Origin of the sequence: Cetobacterium sp. ZOR0034 (genome assembly GCF_000799075.1) — a bacterium.
Taxonomy (GTDB): Bacteria; Fusobacteriota; Fusobacteriia; order Fusobacteriales; family Fusobacteriaceae; genus Cetobacterium_A.
The window spans coordinates 1-25,743 of record NZ_JTLI01000051.1 but is presented as its reverse complement, the minus strand read 5'-3'; the positions used below and the strand labels follow the sequence as shown (position 1 = coordinate 25,743).

The following is a 25,743-nucleotide window of genomic DNA, read 5'->3' as shown; positions in this document are numbered from 1 at the left end:
TAGCAAAAATTGATAACTATTTAATTATTAATGAAGAAGAAACAGATATAGATTTAGAAAAATTAAAATTTTTTTTAAATTATAATAGTTTGAGTCAGCTCCAAAAAAAAGATTTGCAATATATTTTTCATCCGTGCTCACAAATGAAAGATTATGAAAAACTTCCACCGATGGTTATAAAAAAAGGTGAGGGGGTTTATTTGATAGATGAAAATGGGAAAAGATACATGGATTGTGTCTCAAGTTGGTGGGTAAATCTTTTTGGACATTGTAATGGAAGAATAAATAGAGCTCTAAATAGACAGATAGAAAGTTTAGAACATGCAATTTTTGCTAATTTTACACATGAACCAGCCATAGAACTTGGAGAGAGATTAATTGAAGTAGCTCCTGAAGGTTTAAAGAAACTTATTTTTTCTGAAAATGGATCTTCAGCTGTGGAGATAGCTCTTAAAATATCGTTTCAATATCATCAAGAGAAAGGTAATACAAAAAGAAAAAAGTTTGTATCTTTAAAAAATGCTTATCATGGAGAAACTTTAGGAGCTTTGGGAGTGACGGATGTAAATTTATTTACAGAGTTATATAAACCGCTTATAAAAGAAGCCCTGAAAGTTGAAGGTCCAGATTGTTATAGATGTAGTTGGAATAAAAAACCGGCAAATTGTGATGCTGAATGTTTTATTCATATGCAGGAGTTATTAGAAGAAAATGGTGATGAAATAGCAGGAGTAATAATAGAGCCGATGGTACAAGGAGCAGCAGGAATGAATATGTATTCTCCAAAATATTTGAAAAAATTAAGAGCTCTAACAATTGAAAAAGGAGTTCATTTAATAGCTGATGAGATTGCAGTTGGGTTTGGAAGAACAGGAAAAATGTTTGCTTGCGAGCATGCAGATATCTCTCCGGATATTATGTGCGTTGGAAAAGGTCTTACAGCGGGATATTTTCCAATGGCATTAACCCTTATTACTGATGAGATATATAATGCTTTTTATAAAGATTATTTAGAAGGTGGAGCATTTTTACACTCACACAGCTATTCTGGTAATCCACTTGGATGTTCAGTTGCTGTTGAAACATTAAAAATTTTTAAAGAGGAAGAGATTTTGAAGCAGATTGAAAAAAAGGGTCAATATTTAGAAAAAAAAGCTAAAGAAATATTTGGAAATCATAAAAATCTTGGAGAGTATAGACAAATTGGTTTTATTGGTGCCATTGAATTAGTAAAGAATAAAGAGAAGAAAGAACGATTTAAATCTTATGAGAGAGCAACATATGAAATTTATAAAATAGGACTTGAAAAGGGAATTATAATTAGACCTTTAGGTGATGTAATATACTTTATGCCACCATATACAATTGAGCTAAACGAGATAGACTTTATGTTAGAGAATTGTTTAGAGGCAATAGATGAATACTTAATGAAAAAAGAAAAAATTGAGATAAAAAATAAATATTTAAATAAATTTATCGGATTTGAGGTTTAAATGAAAAAAGAAAGAATTATAAAAGAGTTATCAGAATTAAAAAAAGATGAGAACTATCGAAGTTTGAAATTAACTGATAAAAAATATATTAATTTTTCATCAAATGATTATTTGGGATTAAATGAAGACAAAGAGTTAAGGGGAGAGTTTTTTCAAAAATTTAAAGATGAAGATTTGTTATTTTCATCATCATCATCAAGATTGTTGTCAGGGAGTTATCCTATAATCATGAAATTAGAAAAAAAATTGGAAAAGATTTATAATAAAAAAACTCTTTTGTTTAATAGTGGATATGATGCTAATACTTGTTTGATAGAAACTCTTTTTTCTAAAACATCACTTATTATAAGTGATAGATATAATCATTCGAGTATATATTCCGGAATAAAAGCTTCAGAGGCAAAACTTTTAAGATATAGACATCTAGATTATAATCATTTGGAAGAAATTTTGAAAAAATATAGTTCGGAGTATGATGATATACTAGTTGTCTCAGAAACTGTTTATAGTATGGATGGAGATAGAGCGAATATAAAAAAATTAGTTCAATTAAAAAGTAAATATGGATTTAAGCTTTTGATAGATGAGGCTCACTCTTTTGGAGTTTTAGGATATGGAGAGTGTTATGAGGCAGATGTCTTGGATTTAATTGACTATGTCGTTATTCCTCTCGGAAAGGCAGGCTCTTCAATAGGAGCTTATGTTTTAATGGATGAATTATCAAAAGAATACATTATAAATAAAGGAAGAAAATTTATATATACGACAGCATTGCCACCTATAAATGTAGCTTGGAATCTTTTTATTCTTGAGAAGATGGAGAAGTTTAATTTTAGAAGAAAGAGATTGATAGAACTATCAATATATATGAGAAATCTACTGAATGAATATAAGATAGAGACAATCTCAAGTACAAACATAATTAGTATAGTGATAGGTGAGAATCAGAGGGTAAATAAAATATCTGAAAATCTCAGGGAGAAAGGATACTTAATATACCCAATTAAAGAACCAACAGTCCCTAAAGGAACAGCTAGATTGAGAGTAAGTTTAACAGCACTTCATACGAAGGAGATGATTCAAAAGTTTGTAAAGGAGTTAAACTATGAAATTGATAATGTTTTTTAATGGTTGGGGAATGAATGATTTAAATCTTTTTTTAGGAGATGAGTGGGAGATTAGATATATAAATTATCCTTATAAATATGAAGAGCCTATTTTGAAATTTGATAAAATTGTATTTATTGGTTGGTCATTTGGAGTTTATTATTTAAATAAATTTTTAGAGGAAAATCCTTTTTATCAGAAATATGAAGCAGTAGGAGTTAATGGAACTCCACATATGATGGGAGAGAGAGGAATTTCAAAAAGAATGTTGAAATATACTCTTGAAAATTTGACAAAAAAATCTTTAGAGAGATTCTATAAGAATATGGGAATTCTAGATAATAAAAATATATCTATTTTTGGTGAAAAAAAAGATGTTTCGGAATTAAAAGTTGAACTTTCAGATTTTATAAATAATTATATAGAAAGAGAAAATTATATAAAAAAATCTATAATCTCTAAAAATGATCGAATAATAAAGTCTAAAAATCAAAAAAAATATTTTACAGAAAATGGCAGTTTAATTTATGAAATAGATGGAGAACATTTTATTTTTGCTGAGGAAAAAAATTTAAGTAGGTTGGTGGATATTTTAAATGAGATTTAATAAATTTTTAAATACATATGATAATTATGCTTTTGTTCAGAAAGAAGTTGCTCAAAAGTTGATTGGCTTTTTAGAGAAAGATGAAGAGTTTGAAACAATTTTAGAGATTGGATGTGGAACAGGAATCTATTCTAAAAAATTAGTATCTCATATAAAATATCAAAATATTATATTAAATGACTTATGTGATAGTAAAAATTATGTGTCACAGATTGAAAAATCAAAATTTATAATTGAAGATATGGATACTTTTGAATATAAAAAATACTCTTTGATAACTTCAAGTTCAGTATTTCAATGGAGTAAGAATTTAGATCAGTTATTAGATAAAATATCAATAGCAGGAGATAGATTATTATTTTCAATTTATGTAGATGGAAATTTATTAGAGATAGAAAATTTTTTTGGAGTTGGATTAAAATACAGTAATCATCAAGATATCTTGAAAAAATTAAAGAAAAATTTTAAGTTTGTTAAATATAAAGTAGAAAATATTGTTTTAGAATTTACAACCCCTTTAGAAGCTTTAAAACATTTGAAATATACAGGAGTTACAGGAATTAGAAAAAATATAGAAATTACGAAGATAAGAAATTTTAAAGAGACTAAGTTGACATATAAAGTAGCTTATTATAATTGCTGGAATTAAAACAATAAAAATATTGACATAGAGTAAACTCTAAGATGTATATTATAGAAATAAAAAGGCAATAAAGGGGTGACTAGTGAGAAAAAATTTAGTTATATGTAAAATGATATTTTTAACAATATTTGCATTAGGTATGGAGCAATCAACAAATAAAATTAAATTAAAGTTTGAGAACAAGGAGACAGTTGTAGTTTTAAATAACAATGGTGCTTCTAATGATTTGTTAGATCAATTGCCACTAGAATTAAAATTTGAAAATTATGGCGGAATTGAAAAAATAAGCTATTTGACGAAAAGATTGAATATAAATAACTCACCGGGAAGTTGTACGCCAAAAATTTATGACCTAACATATTATTCGCCTTGGGGAAATTTAGCATTTTTTACAAAAGACTTTAGAACTTCTAATGGATTAGTACCTTTGGGAAAAATAGAATCTGGATTTGAAAATTTAGAATCTATAGATAAAGCGTTGAAAGTGGTAATAGAGAAAATTGAATGAAAATTATTAGTAAAAAACCAACGACTATTTTTCAGTCGTTGGTTTTTAATTTTTAATTTATTTATAGTCTCCTTCCATAAATCTATAGAAAGCAGGATTAACCCAAATTTCTTGAGTTTTAACTTCAAGATTTGAGTCATCTTTCATAGCTTTAATGAAAGCTTCAGAATTTGTAGGTAAAGTTAAAATGTTAGCCTCAAAAGAATCATTCTTAACCAGGTGAGAGATGAGCATTTTATATCCATCAATCTTGTCGGTTTGCACAAATGGTTGCCACCAAGATTTGTAGATTAGCTTTTCTTGATCTTTAGAATCTTTTTTAGCGTAACGGTCTATAGTTTTAGTAAATTTAATTTTATCATTTAAATTTTTGAATTCAAACTTTAAATCATACTCAGTAGGAGTAAGAACGATTTTTCCATCTTGTAAAACAGTATGATCATAATTAGGTGAACCCCAATTTGGATTATGTAAGAAAGCAGAAGTCTTAGGCTCTAGTTGTATTTTAGCGTCTAAATCTTCACTTTTTAATAGAGCTATCAGCTGTAATGCATGAGTTATATCATTATGACCATAACTAGCAGTTAATTCTTTTTTAAAGTTTGCGTATTCATTGATATTTTTTAAGTTATACCCAGTCATCAATCCATTAGCCAGAGCTATGTTCAATCTATCCAAAAGAACAGCATCTTTCGGTGGTACGGTTGTAGACCATTTTTTTGATATTCTTTCAAGAATGTTTTTATCAGATATGTTTCCTAAACTATTTTCATTTATATCTAAGAAATCATCAACATAATTGGATATTGTTGAATAATCTTTTTTATTTAATAGGTCTGTAGTTGTGATGTTAAGATCAACTAAAACGGCTTTGTCTGAAAGTGATTCCAACGATTCTGACTTCATATTTTTATAACCTTTTAAAGAATTTTGAATCTTTTCTTTTGAATAAGTTTTAGATAACTCTTTTAACTTTAGTTTTTCAATAGCAGTGCTAGGATCAAGAGTAGCTAAAGCAGTGAGATTAATTAGTATGAAGCTAAGCAAAATTTTATTTTTCATTAGAAGTCTCCTAAGTTTAGTGTGTGTAATTTTTATTGATCAGTTACATTTGTGATAGCATATTGATAACGATTTTAGCAGAATTATCAGCAGCAATATTAACGAAATCATTATAGTTCATATGTGCACTTCCATCAGCTTTATCAGACATAGATCTAATAACAACAACAGGAGTTTTATAAAGGTTAGCAACGTGAGCAACAGCAGCACCTTCCATCTCAACAGCCCATGCACCAAAATCAGATTCTAGAGCTTGAACAGTTTGTTTGTCAGCAATAAATTGATCACCAGTAGCGATTGTTCCAACATAAACTTTATTTTTTCCTAAAACTTTTTCTGCAGAAGTTTTGGCGACATTGATTAAATTTTTATCAGCAGAGAACTTGGCATCAATCGATCCAGGAACAGCACCTTTTTTAGTACCGAATACTGTCGTATCATAGTCGTGTTGAACTAAATAATCAGATATAACGACATCAGTTATATTTAAATTGTTATTGATTGCTCCAGCGACTCCTGTGAAGATTATTTTATTTACATCATACTCTTCCATAGCTATAGTTGTAGACATAGCAGCATTAACTTTTCCAATTCCAGATTTGAAAACAACAACATCTTTATTTTCTAATTTTCCCTTATAAAATACAACAGAAGCTTTTTCTTCTTGTTTTACATCTTTCATTTGTGAAAGTAAGATTTTTATTTCAGAGTCCATGGCTCCGATTATAGCTATTCTGTTAGCTAAAGATAGAGTTGATGTTAGAAGTGTTAAAAGTAATGTAAGTTTTTTCATTTGGTTCTCCCTTTAAAATAAATTTTATGAAAATAAAAAAGAGCATATAAAATCCTATGGGAATATATACTCTCATTATTAGTGATTATATTATCCCTCATAGCGAGCTGTTTACGGCAGCTCGTAGAAACTCTTGGCCAATCCCAAGTATATATGAGTTAATTTGTGTGTACGTTAATTCTTTTACAGAAAGATGGTACCATAACTTCATAAACATTGCAATATTTTTTTCACAAGCGAATCAATAAAAGTTAAAAATTTGACAAAATAAAAAAGATAGGGTATATAGGATAGTTGAGGAAAGAAACTGTAAAAATAGAGTTTTAATAGAAGAAGCTATCAAAATTAGTATTAAAAATATTAATCGTTGATAGTTTTTTATTTATATTTTTCATATAAAAATTAAAAGATAAAAAAGCTTGAAAAAACAGTTTACATATGATTAAATCTTAGGCAAATAAAACAATAAAAAATATTGAGGTGATATATGGAAAAAATTAGAACAATTCAAGAATATGTACCAGGGAAGCAAGTGACACTAGCACATCTAATAGCTCATCCAAGCTTAGATATCTACAAAAAAATGGGATTAAATGTTGAAAATAAAAATGCTATAGGGATATTAACAATAACTCCAGGAGAGGCTGCAATAATAGCAGCAGATATAGCAACTAAAACAGGCGCAATAGAGATAGGGTTTTTAGATAGATTTAGTGGAACTCTAGTTATAACAGGGGATGTTTCAAGTATAGAAAGTTCTTTAGAAGCAATTATGCAATACTTAAAAGAGTCTTTAAATTTTTCAGTTACAAATATTTCGAGGTCTTAAGATATGAAAATAATGTTAGTAGGAAGAACTGGAAGTGGAAAAACAACATTGACTCAGATTTTAAATAATCAAAAAGTTGAGTATAAAAAAACACAGATGGTAGATTATATGGGAAAGATAATTGATACACCGGGAGAGTACTTAGAAAATAAAGTATACTATAAAGCTTTAAATGTTGTTTCTATCGATGCGGATATCATAATACTAATTCAATCAGCAACAGATGAGGATAGTCTGTATCCACCAAATTTTGCAAGTATGTTTCTAGGAAAAAAAGTTATAGGGGCAATAACTAAAATCGATTTAGAGGAAAATTGTAGGGATGCCGAAAAGATACTAGAAAATGCGGGTGTTGAAAAGATCTTTCTTTTAGACTTAAAAAATTTAAAAGGAGTGGATTGCTTAAAAAATTTTTTGAGGTGAGTTAATGAGAAAAACCGTTGTTGTAGCAGAGGATGATTCTTTAATAAGAATGGATCTTGTAGAGATGTTAAGAGAAAATGAATACGATGTTTTAGGAGAAGCTAAAGATGGATTAGAAGCTGTTGAGTTAGCACTAAGACATACACCAGATATTTTACTTTTAGATCTAAAGATGCCATTTCTTTTAGGAACAAATGTGGCAAAGATTTTGAAAGAAAAGAAGTACAAAAATTGCATAATTATGCTGACAGCGTACAGTATGGAAAACTATATAAAAGAAGCTACAGAGTATGATGTGTCAGGATATTTGATAAAACCGTTAGATGAAAAGATTCTTCTATCACAGATAGATCTATTGTATAAAAACTATAGTGAAAAAATAAAATTGAAAAACGCATTAGAATTAAGTGAAAAAAAATTGAAAGAGAGAAAGATACTAGAGAAAGCTAAAGGTGTTTTGATGTGTAAATACTCTTTGACTGAAGATGAAGCATACACAAAAATAAGAAAGATAAGTATGGAGAAGAGAATCTCGATTTGTCAACTATCTGAAATTATAAATACAACTGGAGAGTTGATATGATAAAAACCTATTGTAAAATGTGTGCCACTCTAACAACACAAGATATAGAGAAAATACAAAAATTAGAAGAAACAGCTATAATTTTAAGTAACGTCTTAGGTGTGGATACATTTATAGATTGTCCTACAAAAGATGGAGAAAAAGCTTTAGTTGTTCATCACTCAAAACCTGAAACAGGTAGTATGTATTCTAAGAATATAGCTGGAGAAGTAGCTCTTTATAAAAATGAACCAGCTGTTTTAAGGACTTTACAAACAGGAATGCCCTCTAAAAATTATAAGGCTATAACTCAAGAGGGAGAAATCGTTTTACAAAATGTAATTGCTATAAAAAATGAAAGTAATGAAATAATTGGTGTTTTAATATTAGAACATTCTGACAAAAAGAAAACTCTTTTAAAAATAGGAGATGTGGAAACTCCTGAAGAGTTAATGAGCAATTTTTTAGAAACTAGATATACAATACCAGAGCTTGTAAAAGATGGAATAGTTATCTTTAATAACGATGAGACTGTAACTTATGCCAATGGAGTAGCTAAATCTATTTATGAAAAAATGGGATTTGGAAAAAATATTGTAGGAGAAACATTTCAAAACATAATTATTAACAGTGTAGAGTTTAATAATATATTACAAAATAAAAAAATAGATGTAGTTGAAATAAGTATATTAGATATGGTTTTATCAGTTAGTTATTTTGCAACACTAGAAAATAAAAAAAGGCAAAATGTGATTATGATAGTTAGAGATATAACCCAAGAGAAAAGTAAAGAGCAAGAGATAATTTTAAAATCTGTGGCGATAAAAGAGATACACCATAGAGTAAAAAATAATTTGCAAACAATTGCTAGTTTATTACGGATTCAGAGTAGAAGATCTAAAAATAGAGAGGTTAAAAAAATCTTAGATGAAACTATCAGTCGGATTTTAAGTATAGCTATAACACATGAAGTTTTGTCCGAAAAAGGATTCGATAATCTTAATATCAGAGAAATAGTAGACTTAATATACAAAAATTATTCGACAAAAACTATTGACAAAAAAGAAAAAATAGAGTTTACTATTATTGGAGATAACTTTAATATCTCATCTGAGAAAGCTACAGCTATTGCTTTAGTTATAAATGAGATTATCCAAAATATAGTAGATTATGCTTTTCCAGACGACGTAGCCGGAAAGGTAAAAATATTTATTCAGAAAGATCACTTCTTTTCAAGAATTACAATTTCTGACAATGGGGTCGGAATTCCTCAAGAAAAGATATCATCTTCTGGTTTGGGATTAATGATAGTTGAAAAAATAATAAAAGAGCAGTTAAAAGGTAGTTTTGAAATAAAAAGTGAAGTAGGAAAAGGTACAACAGTTAAGTTTGAAATAAAAAATGAATATTAAATATACAAGGTTGTATATTTTAAAATAGCAAAGAAGCTAAAGAATATAGTGGGTAACTATATTTCTTTAGCTTTTTTTGTTCTAATTAGGAGGTGAATTTAGTGAAGGAAGAGATTATAAGTGTGGGAATTGATATTGGAACATCTACAACTCAGTTAGTTTTTTCGAAAATAACTTTAGAAAATCTATCTTCTGGAGCAAGAGTTCCTCAAATAAAAATTGTGGAGAAAGAGACTTTTTATAGAAGCAAAATCTACACAACACCACTTGTAAATTCCTATGAGATTGATATAGAAGCTTTAAAGAAAATCTTAAAAGATGAATATGAAGCCTCTAAAGTTCCAAGAGAAAAGATAAGTACTGGGGCGGTGATAATAACAGGAGAAACAGCTAGAAAAAGTAATGCTAGAGAGGTACTAAAAGCTTTAAGCGGAATGGCTGGAGATTTTGTTGTAGCAACAGCTGGACCAGATTTAGAAAGTATAATATCTGGAAAAGGTTCAGGAGCTATGAAGTTTTCAGAAGAGAAGAATACAAGTATCTATAATTTAGATATAGGTGGCGGTACAACAAATATCTCTTTATTTGATAAGGGTGAAGTTGAAGATACAACTTGTTTAGATATAGGTGGTAGACTAATAAAATTTGAAAAAAATAGTTTAAAGATAGCATATATCTTTAAAAAATATGAAAAGCTTATTGAAAAATTTAATTTAAAAAGTTTAAAAGTTGGAGAGATTGCTAACGAAAGAGATTTAGAAATTTTATGTGACAAAATAGCTGAAATTCTTTTAGAAGCAGTGAAAAATACTCAACCTAAAAGTGAAGATTATAAATTGCTCATAACAGATAAAGATTACAGAACTTCATTGAAAGCTGAATTTATTAGTTTCTCAGGAGGTGTAGCTGATTTTATCTACACTGAACCTGAAAAAAAAGATTGCTATATCTATGATGATATCGGTCCACTTTTAGGAGTTTGTATAAAAAGAAAATTCGAAAAAGAAAAAATAAATATGGTTAGATTGGGAGAAACTATAAGGGCGACAGTTGTAGGAGCAGGTTCTCACACAACTGAAATAAGTGGAAGTACAATAAGTTACGCTAAAGAGGTTCTTCCAATAAAAAATCTTCCTATATTGAAAATAAATGACGCAGATAAAAATTTTGATTATAAAGAGCTAGTAGAAATTTTAGAAAAAAAATTAGAATGGTTTAAAACAGATGATGGATATCAAGATGTAGCTATTGGATTAAGTGGTAGAAAAGGACTTAAATATAAAGATATACAAGAGATGTCTAAAAATATTTATGAGGTGATGAAAAGATTTAAAAGACTAGTTATTATAGTCGAGGAAGACATAGGTAAAGTTTTAGGGCAGTGCTTAATATTAGAATCTGAAGATAGGATTCCAATAGTTTGTATAGACAGTATAAAAGTTAATGATGGTGACTTTGTAGATATTGGACTTCCTCTTGGAAGTGGAAGTGTGTTACCAGTAATTGTAAAGACATTAGTTTTAAGTTATTAAATAAAAAAATAGATTGGGGTGAGTTTGATGAGATTACACACAAAACTTTTTGGCCAAGACTATGTATTTGAGAATTTATATGATGTGATGGCTAAAGCAAATGAAGAAAAATCGGGTGATGAGCTAGCTGGGATAGCAGCAAGAAGTACAAAGGAAAGAGTGGCAGCAAAAGAGGTACTATCTAATATAAAACTTAAAGAGTTTAAAGAGAATCCTGCAGTTCCTTATGACCAAGATGAGGTTACAAGAATTATAATAGACGCTTTAAACTTAAAAGTATATGAAGAGATAAAGGAATGGACTGTTGGTGAGTTAAGAGAGTGGCTATTGGCTACTGAAAATGGAGATAGAGAGATTCAGTGGATAAGAAGAGGACTAACTTCAGAGATGATATCGGCAGTTACAAAATTAATGTCAAATTTAGATCTGATTAGAGCGGCGAGTAAAATTCAAGTAAAAAAACATTGTAACACAACAATTGGAGGAAAAGGAATTTTAGCAGCGAGACTGCAACCTAATCACACAACAGATGATCCGGATGGAATAATGATTTCACTATTAGAAGGATTAAGCTATGGAGTTGGAGATGCTTTAATAGGATTAAACCCAGTTGATGATACTGTCGATAGTGTTGTTAGAGTTTTACAAAGATTTGATGAGATAAAGAAAAAATTTCATATACCAACACAAATATGTGTACTAGCTCACGTAACTACTCAAATGGAAGCTATAAGAAAAGGAGCTCCTACAGATTTAATATTCCAAAGTATAGCTGGATCACAAAAATCAAATGAAGCTTTTGGAATAACAGGAGATATGATAGAGGAAGCAAGACAACTAGCTTTAACTCATGGAACAGCAGCAGGGCCAAATGTAATGTATTTTGAAACAGGACAAGGTTCTGAACTTTCTTCAGATGGACATAATGGTGTAGATCAATTAACAATGGAAGCAAGATGTTATGGATTTGCTAAAAAATACGATCCATTTATAGTTAATACTGTAGTTGGATTTATAGGTCCAGAGTATCTTTATGATAGTAAGCAAGTTACAAGAGCTGGATTAGAAGATCATTTTATGGGAAAACTTCATGGATTATCTATGGGAGTTGACGTTTGTTATACAAACCATATGAAGGCAGATCAAAACGATATTGAAAATTTAGCTGTTTTATTAACAGCAGCTGGATGTAACTATTTTATGGGAGTTCCGGCTGGAGACGATATTATGTTGAACTACCAAACTACAGGATATCATGATATTCAAACTTTAAGAGAAACATTGAATGTTAAACCTATAAAAGAGTTTGAGGAGTGGCTAGAAAAAGTAGGTATCAGAGATGAGGATGGAAATTTAACTAATCTTGCAGGAGATGCATCACTATTTTTATAGGAGGAGAGAATAATGATTTCTGAAAAAGAGTTAAAAGATATAATATCACAAGTTTTGAAAGAGATGGATGGAGAGGGAAAGGCTTTAGAAAAAGTAAAAGAGAGAGTTGAAAAAACACTCTCTAATTTGGAAGAGGTAGAGGATATAACTAAAATTGATTTACGAGAGATTATAGATGTAGTGAATCCCAAAAATAGAGAGGAGCTATTAAAGTATAAAAGGAAAACTCCGGCAAGAGTTGGAATTGGAAGAGCTGGGACAAGATATACAACATCAACAATGTTAAGATTTAGAGCTGACCATGCTTCAGCTCAAGATGCTGTATTTACTGATGTTTCAGATGAAGTGTTAGCTAAGAATAATCTATTTACAGTTCAAACAAGATGTAATTCTAAAGATGAGTATATAACAAGACCAGATTTAGGAAGAAGATTATCAGATGATGCTGTAAAGGTTTTGAAAGAGAGATGTAAACAAAATCCAACGGTTCAAGTTTATATTTCAGATGGTCTTAGTTCAACAGCAGTAGAAGCTAACGTTGAAAATATACTTCCAGCATTATTAAATGGATTAAAAGCTTATGGAATAGATACAGGAACACCATTTTTCTTGAAATACGGAAGAGTTGCTGCTTCAGATGACGTAGCTGAAACACTAGGGACAACAGTAACTTGTGTATTAATTGGAGAGAGACCAGGACTAGCAACTGCAGAAAGTATGAGTGCCTACATAACATATAAAGGTTATGTGGGAATACCAGAAGCTAAGAGAACAGTTGTATCAAATATACATGAAAAAGGAACTCCATCTGTAGAAGCGGGGGCACATGTGGCACATATAATTAAGAAAATATTAGACGCTAAAGCAAGCGGACAAGATTTAAAGTTATAAGGAGGAAAAAATGATAAACGATCCTATAAAACCAAGTGTTTTAGCAGTTAAGCTAATACCAAATGTAGATGATAAAATGGCCGAAGAGTTCAAACTTCCAAAAGGATATAAGAGTATTGGAATAGTTACGGCAGATTGTGATGATGTAACGTATACAGCATTAGATTATGCAACAAAAATGTCAGAAGTTGAAGTAGTTTATGGTAGATCATTTTATGGTGGGGCAGCAAATGCAAATACAAAATTAGCTGGAGAAGTTATTGGAATAATAGCTGGACCTACACCTGCTGAAGTAAAAAGTGGATTAAATGCAATAGTAGATTTTATAGAAAATGAAGCATGTTTCTATAGTGCTAATGATGATGATACAATTGCATACTATGCTCACTGTGTTTCAAGAACAGGGACTTATCTGTCAAAAACTGCAGGAGTACCAGAGGGAGAAGCTTTAGCATATTTAATAGCACCACCTTTAGAGGCTATGTATGCACTTGATGTGGCATTAAAAGCAGCAGATGTAAGATTAGCAGCTTTCTTTGGACCACCATCAGAAACTAACTTTGGAGGAGGACTTTTAACAGGAAGTCAATCAGCATGTAAAGCAGCATGTGATGCTTTTGCTGATGCTGTGAAATACGTTGCTCAAAATCCATTAAAGTTCTAAAAGGAGTTGTTTAAATTATGAAAGCATTAGGAATGATTGAAACAAGAGGAATGGTTGGAGCGATAGAAGCTGTAGATGTGGCGTGTAAAACAGCAGATGTAGAGGTACTAAATAGACATCTTATAAAAGGTGGAATAGTTACAGTTGAAATAGTTGGTGATGTTGGAGCTGTGAAGGTTGCAGTAGAAGCAGCAACTGAAGCAGTAAAAAAATTAGGAGTTTATATGGGAAGTCATGTAATTCCAAGACCAACTGAAGAGGTGTACAATATATTAGAAAAAAAAGAGGTTCCAACAGAAGTTATAGAAGAGAAAGAAATGATAGTAGAACTTGCAGAAGAAGTGATAATAGAAGATATGGTAGATGAAGAAGTAAAACCAGTAGTAAATAGAAGAGATAAAACTAAAAAATAGAGAAGGAGAGGATAATTATGGCAACTTTAAATGCATTAGGAATGGTAGAAACAAGAGGATTAGTAGCAGCGATAGAGGCAGCAGACGCAATGGTAAAAGCAGCAAATGTAACTTTAATAGGAAAAGAGATTGTTGGAGGAGGACTTGTGAGTGTTTTAGTTAGAGGAGATGTTGGGGCTGTAAAAGCGGCGACAGATGCTGGAGCAGCAGCAGCAGATAGAATTGGAGAATTAATTTCTGTTCACGTAATTCCAAGACCACACTCAGATGTAGAGGCAATTTTACCAAAAGAAGTAAAGTAGAAAAAATTTAGGGAGTGACATACTAGTCACTCCCTAAAAATAATGAAAGGAGAAGAGATGAAGGCATTAGGTATAGTTGAATTCAATAGTATTCCAAAGGGAATTGAGGAATTAGATAAAATTATAAAATTTAATGAATTAAGAATCTATAAGGCTGGAGTAACTTGTCCTGGAAAATATTATTTTATAGTTTACGGAGATAATTCTTCAGTTAAAGATGGATTAAAAGATTTGACAGGAGAACGTTGTAAGCAAGTTATTTCTGGCGTAAGTGAAAAGCTTTTAGAAGCTTTAAATAGAAAAAGAGAAGATAAAAAGTTTAAAGCAATAGGTGTAGTTGAATTTTTAAATATAGCTGATGGTGTTAAAGTTTTAGATCATGTGATTAAAAGTGTTGATGTAGATGTAGTTAAATTAGTTTTAGGATGGACACTAGCAGGAAAATGTTATTTTGTTGTAGGAGGAGAAACGAGTTCTATAGATGAGGCAATAGTTTTAGTTACAGGATCATCTTATAAATATATGGATATCAGTAAAATAAATAACCCAGTTGAAAATATACTCGATTATATTTAAGTTTTAATAGGGAGGCAAAATGGATAGAGATTTAATGTCAAGACAAGAGGTAAGAGATTTAATAAGAAAATCAAAGGAAGCACAGAAAATATATGCTACATTTTCTCAAGAGAAAATAGATAGTATTATATGTTCTATGGTGGAAGGAATAAAAGAATACAGTGAAAAATTAGCTAAGATGGCTGTTGAAGAAACTGGTTTTGGAAATTGGCAAGATAAAATTTTGAAAAATAAGTTTGCTTCAGAATATGTATATGAGTATATAAAAAATATGAAAACAGTTGGTGAATTAAAAAATGAAAACGGAGTTTTAGAGATTGGTGTTCCATTAGGTGTTATAGCTGGATTAATTCCATCGACAAACCCAACGTCTACAACAATTTATAAAACCTTAATATCATTAAAAGCTGGAAATGGAATAGTGGTGAGTCCTCATCCAAATGCTAAAAATTGTATAATTGAAACAGCTAATCTGTTAAAAGCGATTGCAGAAAAAGCTGGAGCTCCTGAGGGATTAATAGGTGTAGTAAAAACAATAACTATGGATGCGACAGAGGAGTTGATGAAACATGAGGACACAGCATTGATTTTGGCTACTGGTGGAGAAGCTATGGTAAAAGCTGCATATAGTTCAGGGAATCCGGCAATAGGAGTTGGTCCAGGAAATGGACCAGCATTTATAGAGAAAAGTGCAAATATAAAATTAGCTGTAAAGAGAATTATAGATAGTAAAACTTTTGATAATGGTGTTATATGTGCTTCTGAGCAATCTATAATTGTAGAAAAAGTGATAAGAGAACAAGTGAAAGAAGAGTTGTTAGCTCAAGGTGGATATTTCTTAAATCCAGAAGAATCTAAAAAACTTTCTAATTTTATTTTAAGAAGTAATGGAACTATGAATCCACAAATTGTAGGTAAAAATGCTTTAAGATTGGCACAGATGGCAGGAATAAATGTTCCATGTGACACTAAAGTTTTAATTTCAGAAGAGTGTGAAGTTTCAAAGAGAAATCCATATTCTAGAGAAAAATTAGCTCCAATCTTAGCGTTTTATGTTGAAAATAGTTGGGAAGAAGCGTGTGAAAGATCTATTGAGATATTAAATGTAGAAGGAAAAGGGCATACTATGGTTATTCATTCTGAGAATGAGATGATTGTAAGGGAGTTTGCTCTAAAAAAACCAGTTTCGAGACTTTTAGTTAATACACCAGGGGCTTTAGGTGGAATTGGTGGAACAACTAATCTAGCTCCAGCACTAACTTTAGGGTGTGGTGCAGTTGGAGGAAGTTCAACTTCTGATAATATAACTCCATTAAACCTTATAAATATAAGAAGAGTAGCTTGGGGAGTTAGAGAATTAGAAGATATAAAAGGTGAAAAGAAAACTTGTGAAACATCCCAAGATAAATTAGAAGAGATGGTAAAGAAAATAGTATCAGATATATTAAATAGATAGGAGAGGTAATTATGGTTCTAACAGAAGAAAAATTAAGATCTCTTTATAAAAAAGATGAAAATATGAAAGAGATTTCTTTAGAAAAAGGGACAATTTTAACTCCTTCAGCAAGACAATTTTTAATAGATAAAGATATAAAAGTAATGGATAAAATAGCTGGAAAAACGGAAGAGACTAAAGAGTTTAAAGAGATAAGAAGTGAAGAATCAAAACCTAAGTACAAAGGAATATTAGGAGAGCTTTATGTCGAAAAACCAGAGTATATGACTCAAATATATGGAAATATTTTAGTAAAAAAAGATGATAAAAGAATAATTTTTAGAGGAGAAATAGATTCTTTTCAAAGTCGTTGGTTAGTTTTAATGAAGGATTTAGAAGAGTTTAAAAATGTTAAACTTCAAAAGGATTTAGAGAGTATCGAGAAATTTATAAAAAATATTTTAGTTTCAGAAGTTGTAGGAGAGGCGCTAGTTGATATAAAGGTTTTAGAAAAAAGTTTAGATGAGATTAGAGATATATCTCATAATCCAAAAAAATATTTTAATAGAGAGCATCTCTTTGGAATATCTTCAAAGGATAGTTATTCAGTTATAAAACTAAATGAGATGAGGGCCTTGTCTAGAGAGTTAGAGATTAAGGGTGTGGAAGCTTTTGTTAAAGAGAACGGAGCAATTGAAAGAAGAGACATCCTATTAGCACTAAATAGATTGAGTAGTGCTATCTATATAATGATGTTAAGAGGGGTGACAGGAGAGTATGGAAATCGATGAGATTGTAAAATTAGTAAAGGATGCTATAGAAAAAGAGTTAAATCAAAAAGAGTGTAAAAATATAAAAAGAATTCCAATAGAAGCTTCAGGTAGACATATTCACCTTTCAGAAAAGGATGCAGAGATTTTATTTGGAGAGAGATATCAGTTTAATAAAATGAAAGATTTATCTCAACCTGGCCAATATGCTTGTAAGGAAAGAGTTAGATTAATTGGTTCCAAAGGAGTAATAGAGGGAGTAATAGTTTTAGGTCCATTTAGAGGAAATACCCAAGTTGAACTTTCATTAACAGATGCGAGAAATTTAGGCGTAACTCCTGTTTTAAGAGAATCTGGAAGCACAAAAGATACTCCGGGAATTTTAATAACAAATGGTGATAGATACTTAAAATTAAAAGAGGGAGTAATAGTAGCTAAAAATCACATTCATATGACAGAAGAAGATTCAAGAAGATTAAACTTAAAAGATAAGGATAAAGTAAAAGTAAAAATTTGTGGTAGTTTAAGGCCAATGATTTTTGAGGATGTTGTTGTGAGAGTGAATAATAGATTTTCTCTAAATATGCATATAGATTATGATGAGGCGAATGCTTGTTTTCTAACTAAAGACTCTTATGGAGAGATTTATGAATGAAAATGATTTATTAGATATTATAAGAAAAGAGATAGAAAAGTACATAAGAGAGAAAAATAGTTCACAAGAACAAAACATGAAAGAAAAGATAACTCTTTTAGGAGAGGATTTAATACTAAAAGAGGAGTTAGAAAAAAGATTTCATATTTCAGATGAAAGCAATAAAATAGTAGTTTTTTCATTGGAAATTGATGAGTTATTTTCCATTTCAAATGCAACATATATAAATCCAAAAACAGAGTTGATAATAAAATCTCTATTAAAAAATAAAAATATATATTTAATAGAGGAGGGAATATCTTGGCGAAGTTATAGCTGTGAAATAAAAAAAATAACTGATAAGTATTTAAATTATGAAAAAGAACTAAAGGAGATGGGAATAAAAATTATAAAAAAAATAGAAGTTCTTGATCATTTAGACAATACAAAAAGAAAAAAATATTTTGACAAAAAAGTTATGACTCTAAAAGATGTGAAAGAGATAGAAAGAGAAGCAACAGATGAGATAGTTGTTTCAGATAAAATTTTTATAACAGACTCAGCCAAAGAATATTTAAAAAATTCAGCTTTAGAAATAAAAAAAGGGTGATTTTATGGTTATAGGAAAAATTATTGGAAATGTTTGGGCAACAAGGAAAGATGAGTCTTTAAATGGTTTGAAATTTATGATAGCTCAACTTGAAAATGGAGAAAAAATAGTTGTATGTGATTATATCGGGGCTGGAACAGGAGACATGGTTCTTATAACAAAAGGAAGTGGAGCGAGAAAAGTTTTAGAAAATGAAAGTATACCAATTGATGCTGTGACAATTGGTATTATAGATGGATTTGAGGAAGGTGAATAGATGAAAAAGAAACTTATTACCTTGGAAAATGTAGAGGAACTTATAATAGGAGATGAATTAAATATATCAAAAGATATGATTCTTCTTCCTAAAGTGAATGATTATTTAAAAAATAAAGGGATAAAAATTAGATATATATCTGATGGTTGTAAAAGTTTAGAAGAAAGAATCAAATTGATTTTAACTAAAGATTTTAATGTATCAGACGAAAGAGTGATCGGTGAAGTTCTAAAAAAAGTTAAAGGGGGTATAAATAATGGGTATTAATGAGATTATCATTTATATAATGGTTTTATTCATGGTAATTGGTGCGATTGATAAGTGTTTAGGGAATAAATTTGGTTATGGTGAGAAGTTTGAAGAGGGAATTATGGCAATGGGAGCTTTAGCTTTAGCAATGATAGGAGTGATTTCTCTTGCTCCAGTACTGGCTAAAATACTTCGACCAATAATTTCACCAGCGTATACAATGCTTGGAGCAGATTCAGCAATGTTTGCTACAACATTATTGGCAAATGATATGGGTGGGTATCCACTAGCAATGGAACTAGCTCTTTCACCTGAAGCTGGGAAATTTGCAGGATTAATTTTAGGTGCAATGATGGGACCAACTATTGTTTTTACAATACCAGTAGCACTTGGAATAATCGAAAAAGAGGATAGACCGTATCTTGCGAAAGGTATATTAGCAGGTATGATTACAATACCAATTGGTTGTTTAGCAGGTGGATTAACAGCAGGATTCCCATTAGAATTGATAGTTTCAAATCTACTTCCAATAATAATATTTTCAGCTTTAATCTCTTTAGGTCTTTGGAAAATACCTGAAAAAATGACTAGTGGATTCACGATTTTTGGAAAAGGCGTAGTTATAGTTATAACAATTGGATTAGCTGCATCAATAATTGAAACATTAACAGGAATCGTTGTTATCCCAGGAATGGCTCCAATAACAGACGGTATTGAAATTGTAGGAAGTATTGCAATCACACTAGCTGGTGCGTTTCCATTAGTACTATTCTTAACTAAAGTTTTAAATAAACCACTTACAAAACTTGGAGAATCATTGGGAATGAATGAAAAAGCAGCGGCAGGATTAGTGGCAACACTTGCTAATAATATTCCGATGTTTGGACTAATGAAAGAGATGGATAAAAAAGGTAAAGTAATAAACGTAGCCTTTGCTGTAAGTGCGGCTTTCGTATTTGGAGATCACTTAGGGTTTACTGCGGGAGTGGATTCACAAATGATATTCCCAATGGTTGTTGGAAAATTAGTTGGTGGTGTAACAGCAGTCATTTTAGCAAAATTTATGTTCAGAAATATAGAGGGTGAAGCAAAATGATAAATATAGATGAGTTAGAACTAGAAAAAATAATTAGAAAAGTTATAGAGAAAGAGTTAAGAGGAGAAAAAAGTATAAAGCATGTAGATCTATCTGGTGTGGCTGTTGTAAAAGCTGAAAAGATAGAGAAAGTTAGGTTTGATACAGGAAATCCTCAAGATCAAGTTTATGTAACAGATTTATTCTCTTTAGAAGAAAGTCCTAGAATTGGTGCGGGTATGATGGAGATGACAAAAAGTACATTCGATTGGACATTAAATTATGATGAAATTGATTATGTAATAGAGGGTAAATTAGAAATTGTAATAGATGGAAGAACAATTGTAGGTGAAAAAGGAGATGTTCTTTTGATTCCAAAGGGATCAAATATAAAATTTAAAGCTACAGAATATGCTAAGTTTATTTATGTTGTCTATCCAGCTAACTGGATGGAGCAAAAGTAGGTGAGGTTATGAGAGAATATTTTATAAAACCAAAAATAAAATCAGGTGAAGATTCTTTAGAATATTTGAAGGCGTTAAAATATTCAAGTTACCTTATAGTGACAGATAAAGCTATGGTAGATTTGAAAATAGTGGATAAAATTTTAGAAAAGTTACCTAAAAATTCGAAAGTAAAAATATTTAAAGATGTAACTCCCAATCCAACAGTAGAGATAGTCGAAAGAGGATTAAAAGAGATTGTTTATTTTTCTCCTCAGTGTGTAATTGGTTTAGGTGGTGGTTCACCAATAGATGCTTGTAAAGGTATTTTGTATTTTAATTTGAAAATAGAGAATGAATTAAAAATAAAAAGAGAGAAGCCGTACTTTATAGCAATACCAACAACAAGTGGCACAGGATCAGAAGTGACATCGTACAGTGTTATATCTAAAGGAGATAAAAAAATTGCACTAGCTAATGAAGATATGTTACCGGATCTAGCAATATTAAATCCAGAATTTATGAAGACACTTCCATCTAAGATAATTGCAGATACAGGTATGGATGTTTTAACCCATGCATTAGAGGCCTATGTTTCTACAATAGCAACACCATTTACAAATTCATCAGCTAAAGAAGCTATAAAAATTATAAAAGAGAATTTAGTAAATCACTTTAATAATCCACAGCTACTACTTCCAAGAGAAAATGTACAGTATGCTTCTTGTATGGCTGGAATAGCTTTTAATAACTCATCTTTAGGTATTAATCATAGTATAGCACACTCTATTGGAGCAAAGTTTCATATATCTCATGGAAGAGCCAATGCTATAATAATGCCATATATAATTGAAGTTAATACAAAAGCTTGGAAAAGATATAGTGAACTAGCAAAACTTTTAGATTTTAATCCAATTGATGATGAAAATGGAAAAAATTTATTTAATGAATTTGTAAAAAAACTAAAAGAAAATTTAGGAATAGAAAAATCTTTAAAAGATTTAGGTATAAATTTTGAAGAGTTCAAAATTAAAATTCCAGAGATATTAGAAGATATAAAAGAGGATATATGTACAGAATATAATTCAAATAAATTAAATGATGAGGAATATATAAAACTTTTATTAAGAATATATTTTGGAGAATAATTTGACAAAAAATAAAAAATGAAGTATATAGGATAATATTATAAAAAGCTACCAATTTATCATAGATAAAAATATTGGTAGCTTTTTACAATTTTAAATTTGGGAGGGAAAATATGAAAAAGTTTTATTCATTTATTGAAAATTTATTTATGGAACCTATGATAAAATTGGCTGAGCAAAGACATTTGAGAGCAATAAGAGATGGAATGGTATCCACAATTCCTCTTACTATTGTAGGAAGCTTCTTTTTGATAATAGCATTTCCACCGGTTCCTCAAAGCTTAAAAGAAAGTATGTCAATATTTCTTTGGATTCAAAAAAATATAGGAGATATACTTATTCCTTTTAGAATAACTATGGGATTAGTAGCAATTTATGCGACATATAATATAGGTCATAGCTTATCTAGATGGTATAAGTTGGATGGAGTTTCGGGTGGAACATTGTCACTTTTAGCGTATTTTATGACGATATTACCATCGACGGCAGTATCTAATACAGGTGAAAGTTTAGGGTTTGTATTACCTATGGGAAAATTAGGTGGAGCAGGGTTGTTTGTAGGAATTGTAATGGCTTTATTTGCTGTGGAAACTTTAAATTTTTTTAAAAGAAAAAATTTGATTATAAAAATGCCAGAGGGTGTTCCTGAATCCGTTGTTAGATCATTTGAAGCTCTTTTTCCAACAGTAGCAGTTGTATTTTTAACATGGATAGTTTTTGTGATATTTAAATTTGATATTCATAATGTTTTTAATAATATATTTAATCCGTTAAAAGGGATAGTTGATACACCAGTTGGGGCAGTGGTTATGGTTATATTAATAACAATGCTTTGGACAGCAGGAATCCATGGTGTATCAATAATAGGAGCCATAGCAAGACCAATTTGGTTAGAAATGTTAGCATCAAATGCAGAGGCTATGCAAAACGGTAGTGATACTTTACCGTATATAACTCCTGAACCATTTTTTCAATGGTTTGTATGGATTGGAGGAGCAGGGGGGACATTATCATTAGTTTGTTTATTGTTATTTTCAAAATCGAAATATTTAAAGGATATGGGAAGAGCAACAATCATTCCTTCGTTATTTAATATAAATGAACCCGTTATATTTGGATTACCGATTATGTTGAATCCATTTTTTACAATACCATTTATGTTAGGGCCTGTACTAGCAACGATAGTTTCTTATACCGCAATGTCGCTGAATTTAATCTCAAGACCAGCAATTCTAGCACCGTGGACATTCCCTGCTCCTATTGGGGCATATTTGACAACAGGAGGAGATATAAGAGCTGTGTTGTTATGTCTTTTTAATATTGTTTTGATGGCAATCGTATACTATCCATTTTTAAAAGCTTATGATAAAAAGATGTCAATGAAAGAGAGTAGTGAGAAAGGAGAACAAAAATGAGATGTTCCTGGTGTGAAAGTAGCGAACTTTATAGAGAATATCATGATAAAGAGTGGGGGAAAGCTGTTTATGATGATAATAAACACTTTGAATTTTTAGTTTTGGAGTCAGCTCAATCGGGATTGAGTTGGATAACTATATTGAAAAAAAGAGAAAATTATCGAAAGGAGTATAGTGAGTTCGATCCCTCTAAAGTATCTAAATATGATGAAGACAAAATAAAAGAGATGATGAATAATTCGGGAATAGTTAGAAATTTAAAAAAAATAGAAGCATCAATAAATAATGCAAAACAATTTTTAAAAATAAGCAATGAATTTGGTAGTTTCAATAGATATATTTGGTCTTTTACAGAGAATGAAATTATAAAAAATAGTTGGAAAACTCTAGAGGAAGTACCATCAAAAAGTGAACTTTCAGATTTAATAGCAAAAGATTTGAAAAAAAGAGGATTTAAATTTTTAGGAAGCACAACGGTTTATTCTTATCTTCAGGCAGTAGGGATAATTAATGACCATCTATTAGATTGTGAATTTCGCGATTAAATGATATTCTAATAGAAAAGATATATATTAAAATTTAAAAGGAGGAGAAATGAAAATAGTTCAGACATCTTCAACAAGTGCTGCTCTTGTTGAGTTTCAATTAGAAAAAGGAGAAAGTGTAAGAATAGAACCAGGATGCATGGTTTATAAGGATGCTTCAATAAATTTACAAGGAAAGGTAAATGGAGGATTTTTTTCAGCAATAGGAAAAGCCTTTTTAGGAGGGGAGAATTTTTTCACGTCAGTAGCAACAGCTAAAGATAATGGAAGAGTTGCAATTGCACCAAAGGGATTTGGAAATATAAAGGTTTTAAATGTTTCTAATGGAAATCATTGGTACTTAAATGATGGAAGTTTTTTAGCTTGTAATAGCTCTGTTGATTATACTTCAACAAAACAAAAAAGATTTATAAACTCTATTTTAGGTAGAACGGGTGGATTTTTCATCTTGAAATCTAAAGGAGAGGGAGAACTTTTGGTAAATGGTTTTGGTGACTTGGTAGAAATAGAGTTAGATGGATCACAAGCATTTCAAATAGATAATGGACATGTTGTGTGTTGGCAAGAATCATTAGATTATAAAGTTGAAATTGCAAGCGGACTTCTTGGGTTTAGAACCGGAGAAGGATTGGTAAACACATTTAAAGGTAAGGGTAAAGTAATTATACAGACAAGAAATATTCAATCGTTTGTAGATATTTTAGTAGATTATATACCATTTCCAAAAGAGGATAAAAAATAAAAAAAGCTGTGTATCTTTTAAAATGGATACGCAGCTTTTTTAATGATTAGGTGATTATATTATCCTCCAATAAGATATCTGCTATTTTTCTTGAATGTTTTCTTTATGATATATGCAAATGCAATAGACAAGAAAAGTGTAAGTATAGTTAAAAGTATTAATCCTATATAACCAGATTCTTTTTCAAATCCAATGGCTGGATAAATAAATTGAATGATGTAGTTGTGCAAAAAGAAAATAGGAAAACTATATTCTGCAAGAATATCGAAGATACTTTTAAATATTTTATTAAAATGTTTCTCAAACTTATTAAAAAATAATACTAAAAATAAGCACATAAAGAATTTTTGATAAATAACAATATCTAATCCTTTATATATTAAAATACTTTTATGTGAGTTAATAAATTTTCCTGTATATATTTGAAAAGCTAAAATACCAAGGGTAATTAAGCCAAAAACATAACTTTTATCTCCAAATTTCTCGAAGAAATCATCTTTTTTCATAGAGATGTATATACCTAGACAGTAAACAGGACTAAAATATATTAGAGCTTGAAAAACGTTAACTGTGAAATCATGAGCAGGTCTATGTACAATACTTCCTGCAATAAGTAAAACGAACATAATTGTTTTATGAAATTTTTTCATCTCTATAAATTTTATGAAAATAGGTGATGATAAAAATAATAAAAATGCAAACGGAATATACCACGTTGATAAGAGCATAGTTCCAGAATAAAGACTCAAAAATAGATATTTTAAAAACTCGCCTGTAGAAGAGTATAACTTTTGATATCTAGGAACATTTAAGAGTTGAAAAATCACAACAGGTGTCATAAGAACTAAATATGGGCAAAGAACATTTTTCAATTTATTAATCAAGAACTTTTTAAAATTAAAACCTCTTGAATAAAAAACATGATGAAATAAAAATCCAGAAATAAAAACAAAAAGAGATGTTCCACCACTTACAAGTGAAAAAAAAGATTTTGTAAAAATACTATTTAAATATGGATCATCATAATTAAATACTTTGACAGTTCCAAAGAGATGTCCGATGACGATAAGTAAAATTGCAAATCCTCTAAAATAGTTGATAAAATTTAAAAACATAAGGCCCCCCTATTAAAATTAAGTTTCTGTTAACTTAAAATTTATTGAAACTACTCCAATCCTTTGAGGTATAATAGTTATTCGACCAACCAATATT

The 25,743-nt window shown here is 30.0% G+C and carries 31 protein-coding genes and 1 riboswitch; of the genes, 28 read left to right on the top strand and 3 right to left on the bottom strand.

Annotated elements, in window-relative coordinates:
* The first annotated feature begins 47 nt into the window (after positions 1–47).
* The 5 genes from bioA to L992_RS09780 all read left to right on the top strand — a co-directional run bounded on the left by bioA (position 48) and on the right by L992_RS09780 (position 4,358).
* The gene (gene bioA / locus L992_RS09800) at positions 48–1,493 is read left to right on the top strand and encodes an adenosylmethionine--8-amino-7-oxononanoate transaminase (protein WP_052193966.1); all 1,446 of its coding nucleotides are present in this window, start codon (positions 48–50) and stop codon (positions 1,491–1,493) included.
* Complete coding sequence (locus L992_RS09795; protein ID WP_047395947.1) at positions 1,494–2,621, top strand: pyridoxal phosphate-dependent aminotransferase family protein; 1,128 nt, start codon at positions 1,494–1,496, stop codon at positions 2,619–2,621. It abuts the gene before it with no gap.
* A complete protein-coding gene (locus tag L992_RS09790) occupies positions 2,599–3,207 on the top strand; it encodes a pimeloyl-ACP methyl esterase BioG family protein (RefSeq protein ID WP_047381812.1) in 609 nt (202 codons plus the stop codon). Before L992_RS09795 ends, L992_RS09790 begins: the two co-directional genes overlap by 23 nt.
* Complete coding sequence (locus L992_RS09785) at positions 3,197–3,856, top strand: methyltransferase domain-containing protein (protein WP_047381810.1); 660 nt, start codon at positions 3,197–3,199, stop codon at positions 3,854–3,856. Before L992_RS09790 ends, L992_RS09785 begins: the two co-directional genes overlap by 11 nt.
* 76 nt (positions 3,857–3,932) lie before the next feature.
* Positions 3,933–4,358, top strand: coding sequence for a cyclophilin-like fold protein (locus tag L992_RS09780; protein ID WP_156110677.1), 426 nt, complete (start codon positions 3,933–3,935; stop codon positions 4,356–4,358).
* Positions 4,359–4,415: 57 nt separating this feature from the next.
* Here L992_RS09780 and L992_RS09775 read toward each other — a convergent pair whose 3' ends face one another.
* On the bottom strand, positions 4,416–5,405 hold the full coding sequence (locus L992_RS09775; protein WP_231549780.1) for a hypothetical protein: 990 nt from the start codon (positions 5,403–5,405) through the stop codon (positions 4,416–4,418).
* A gap of 58 nt (positions 5,406–5,463) precedes the next feature.
* Positions 5,464–6,213, bottom strand: a complete 750-nt coding sequence (locus tag L992_RS09770; RefSeq protein ID WP_052193965.1) for a 5'-methylthioadenosine/adenosylhomocysteine nucleosidase — start codon at positions 6,211–6,213, stop codon at positions 5,464–5,466.
* An 80-nt stretch (positions 6,214–6,293) separates the two neighbouring features.
* Positions 6,294–6,390: riboswitch (purine riboswitch) on the bottom strand.
* Positions 6,391–6,700: 310 nt separating this feature from the next.
* Here L992_RS09770 and L992_RS09765 point away from each other — a divergent pair.
* The 23 genes from L992_RS09765 to L992_RS09655 all read left to right on the top strand — a co-directional run bounded on the left by L992_RS09765 (position 6,701) and on the right by L992_RS09655 (position 24,531).
* A complete protein-coding gene (locus tag L992_RS09765; RefSeq protein ID WP_047395946.1) occupies positions 6,701–7,042 on the top strand; it encodes a BMC domain-containing protein in 342 nt (113 codons plus the stop codon).
* A gap of 3 nt (positions 7,043–7,045) precedes the next feature.
* On the top strand, positions 7,046–7,465 hold the full coding sequence (locus tag L992_RS09760) for a EutP/PduV family microcompartment system protein (protein ID WP_047395945.1): 420 nt from the start codon (positions 7,046–7,048) through the stop codon (positions 7,463–7,465).
* Between the two features lie 4 nt (positions 7,466–7,469).
* On the top strand, positions 7,470–8,048 hold the full coding sequence (locus L992_RS09755; RefSeq protein WP_047395943.1) for an ANTAR domain-containing response regulator: 579 nt from the start codon (positions 7,470–7,472) through the stop codon (positions 8,046–8,048).
* Positions 8,045–9,439, top strand: a complete 1,395-nt coding sequence (locus L992_RS09750; protein WP_047395940.1) for a sensor histidine kinase — start codon at positions 8,045–8,047, stop codon at positions 9,437–9,439. Before L992_RS09755 ends, L992_RS09750 begins: the two co-directional genes overlap by 4 nt.
* A 101-nt stretch (positions 9,440–9,540) precedes the next feature.
* Positions 9,541–10,971: an ethanolamine ammonia-lyase reactivating factor EutA gene (gene eutA, locus L992_RS09745; protein ID WP_047395939.1), complete on the top strand. Its 1,431-nt coding sequence runs from the start codon at positions 9,541–9,543 to the stop codon at positions 10,969–10,971.
* A 27-nt stretch (positions 10,972–10,998) separates the two neighbouring features.
* The gene (locus L992_RS09740; protein ID WP_047395938.1) at positions 10,999–12,363 is read left to right on the top strand and encodes an ethanolamine ammonia-lyase subunit EutB; all 1,365 of its coding nucleotides are present in this window, start codon (positions 10,999–11,001) and stop codon (positions 12,361–12,363) included.
* Between the two features lie 12 nt (positions 12,364–12,375).
* Positions 12,376–13,254 (top strand): ethanolamine ammonia-lyase subunit EutC, encoded by an 879-nt coding sequence (eutC, locus tag L992_RS09735; RefSeq protein WP_047395937.1) that lies wholly within the window; start codon positions 12,376–12,378, stop codon positions 13,252–13,254.
* Positions 13,255–13,264: 10 nt separating this feature from the next.
* Positions 13,265–13,918, top strand: a complete 654-nt coding sequence (gene eutL / locus L992_RS09730; RefSeq protein ID WP_047395936.1) for an ethanolamine utilization microcompartment protein EutL — start codon at positions 13,265–13,267, stop codon at positions 13,916–13,918.
* 17 nt (positions 13,919–13,935) lie between these two features.
* Positions 13,936–14,331 carry a BMC domain-containing protein gene (locus tag L992_RS09725; RefSeq protein WP_047395935.1) on the top strand — a complete coding sequence of 132 codons (396 nt, stop codon included), beginning with the start codon at positions 13,936–13,938 and terminating at the stop codon, positions 14,329–14,331.
* A gap of 17 nt (positions 14,332–14,348) precedes the next feature.
* Positions 14,349–14,633, top strand: a complete 285-nt coding sequence (gene eutM, locus L992_RS09720; protein WP_047395934.1) for an ethanolamine utilization microcompartment protein EutM — start codon at positions 14,349–14,351, stop codon at positions 14,631–14,633.
* A gap of 57 nt (positions 14,634–14,690) precedes the next feature.
* A complete protein-coding gene (locus L992_RS09715) occupies positions 14,691–15,209 on the top strand; it encodes a BMC domain-containing protein (RefSeq protein ID WP_197053411.1) in 519 nt (172 codons plus the stop codon).
* 19 nt (positions 15,210–15,228) lie between these two features.
* On the top strand, positions 15,229–16,665 hold the full coding sequence (locus L992_RS09710; protein ID WP_052193964.1) for an acetaldehyde dehydrogenase (acetylating): 1,437 nt from the start codon (positions 15,229–15,231) through the stop codon (positions 16,663–16,665).
* Positions 16,666–16,676: 11 nt separating this feature from the next.
* On the top strand, positions 16,677–17,435 hold the full coding sequence (locus L992_RS09705) for a hypothetical protein (RefSeq protein WP_047395929.1): 759 nt from the start codon (positions 16,677–16,679) through the stop codon (positions 17,433–17,435).
* Complete coding sequence (gene pduL, locus L992_RS09700) at positions 17,422–18,069, top strand: phosphate propanoyltransferase (RefSeq protein ID WP_047395928.1); 648 nt, start codon at positions 17,422–17,424, stop codon at positions 18,067–18,069. The genes L992_RS09705 and pduL overlap by 14 nt, the downstream gene beginning before the upstream one ends.
* Positions 18,062–18,658 (top strand): hypothetical protein, encoded by a 597-nt coding sequence (locus L992_RS09695; protein ID WP_052193963.1) that lies wholly within the window; start codon positions 18,062–18,064, stop codon positions 18,656–18,658. The genes pduL and L992_RS09695 overlap by 8 nt, the downstream gene beginning before the upstream one ends.
* Positions 18,659–18,662: 4 nt before the next feature.
* Complete coding sequence (locus L992_RS09690) at positions 18,663–18,914, top strand: EutN/CcmL family microcompartment protein (RefSeq protein ID WP_023050583.1); 252 nt, start codon at positions 18,663–18,665, stop codon at positions 18,912–18,914.
* Entirely contained in the window at positions 18,915–19,181 is a 267-nt protein-coding gene (locus L992_RS09685; protein ID WP_047395923.1) for a hypothetical protein, read from the top strand.
* A complete protein-coding gene (gene eutH, locus L992_RS09680; protein WP_047395921.1) occupies positions 19,171–20,259 on the top strand; it encodes an ethanolamine utilization protein EutH in 1,089 nt (362 codons plus the stop codon). Before L992_RS09685 ends, eutH begins: the two co-directional genes overlap by 11 nt.
* Entirely contained in the window at positions 20,256–20,702 is a 447-nt protein-coding gene (locus L992_RS09675) for a cupin domain-containing protein (protein ID WP_369797078.1), read from the top strand. Before eutH ends, L992_RS09675 begins: the two co-directional genes overlap by 4 nt.
* Before the next feature lie 8 nt (positions 20,703–20,710).
* A complete protein-coding gene (locus L992_RS09670) occupies positions 20,711–21,829 on the top strand; it encodes a 1-propanol dehydrogenase PduQ (RefSeq protein WP_047395920.1) in 1,119 nt (372 codons plus the stop codon).
* Positions 21,830–21,942: 113 nt separating this feature from the next.
* Positions 21,943–23,244, top strand: coding sequence for a PTS sugar transporter subunit IIC (locus L992_RS09665; RefSeq protein ID WP_047395919.1), 1,302 nt, complete (start codon positions 21,943–21,945; stop codon positions 23,242–23,244).
* Entirely contained in the window at positions 23,241–23,789 is a 549-nt protein-coding gene (locus tag L992_RS09660; RefSeq protein WP_047395918.1) for a DNA-3-methyladenine glycosylase I, read from the top strand. Before L992_RS09665 ends, L992_RS09660 begins: the two co-directional genes overlap by 4 nt.
* A 49-nt stretch (positions 23,790–23,838) precedes the next feature.
* Complete coding sequence (locus L992_RS09655; protein ID WP_047395917.1) at positions 23,839–24,531, top strand: TIGR00266 family protein; 693 nt, start codon at positions 23,839–23,841, stop codon at positions 24,529–24,531.
* Between the two features lie 59 nt (positions 24,532–24,590).
* On the opposite strand, the gene L992_RS09650 is transcribed toward L992_RS09655, so the two are convergent.
* On the bottom strand, positions 24,591–25,646 hold the full coding sequence (locus tag L992_RS09650) for an acyltransferase (RefSeq protein ID WP_047395916.1): 1,056 nt from the start codon (positions 25,644–25,646) through the stop codon (positions 24,591–24,593).
* Between the last annotated feature and the right edge of the window lie 97 nt (positions 25,647–25,743).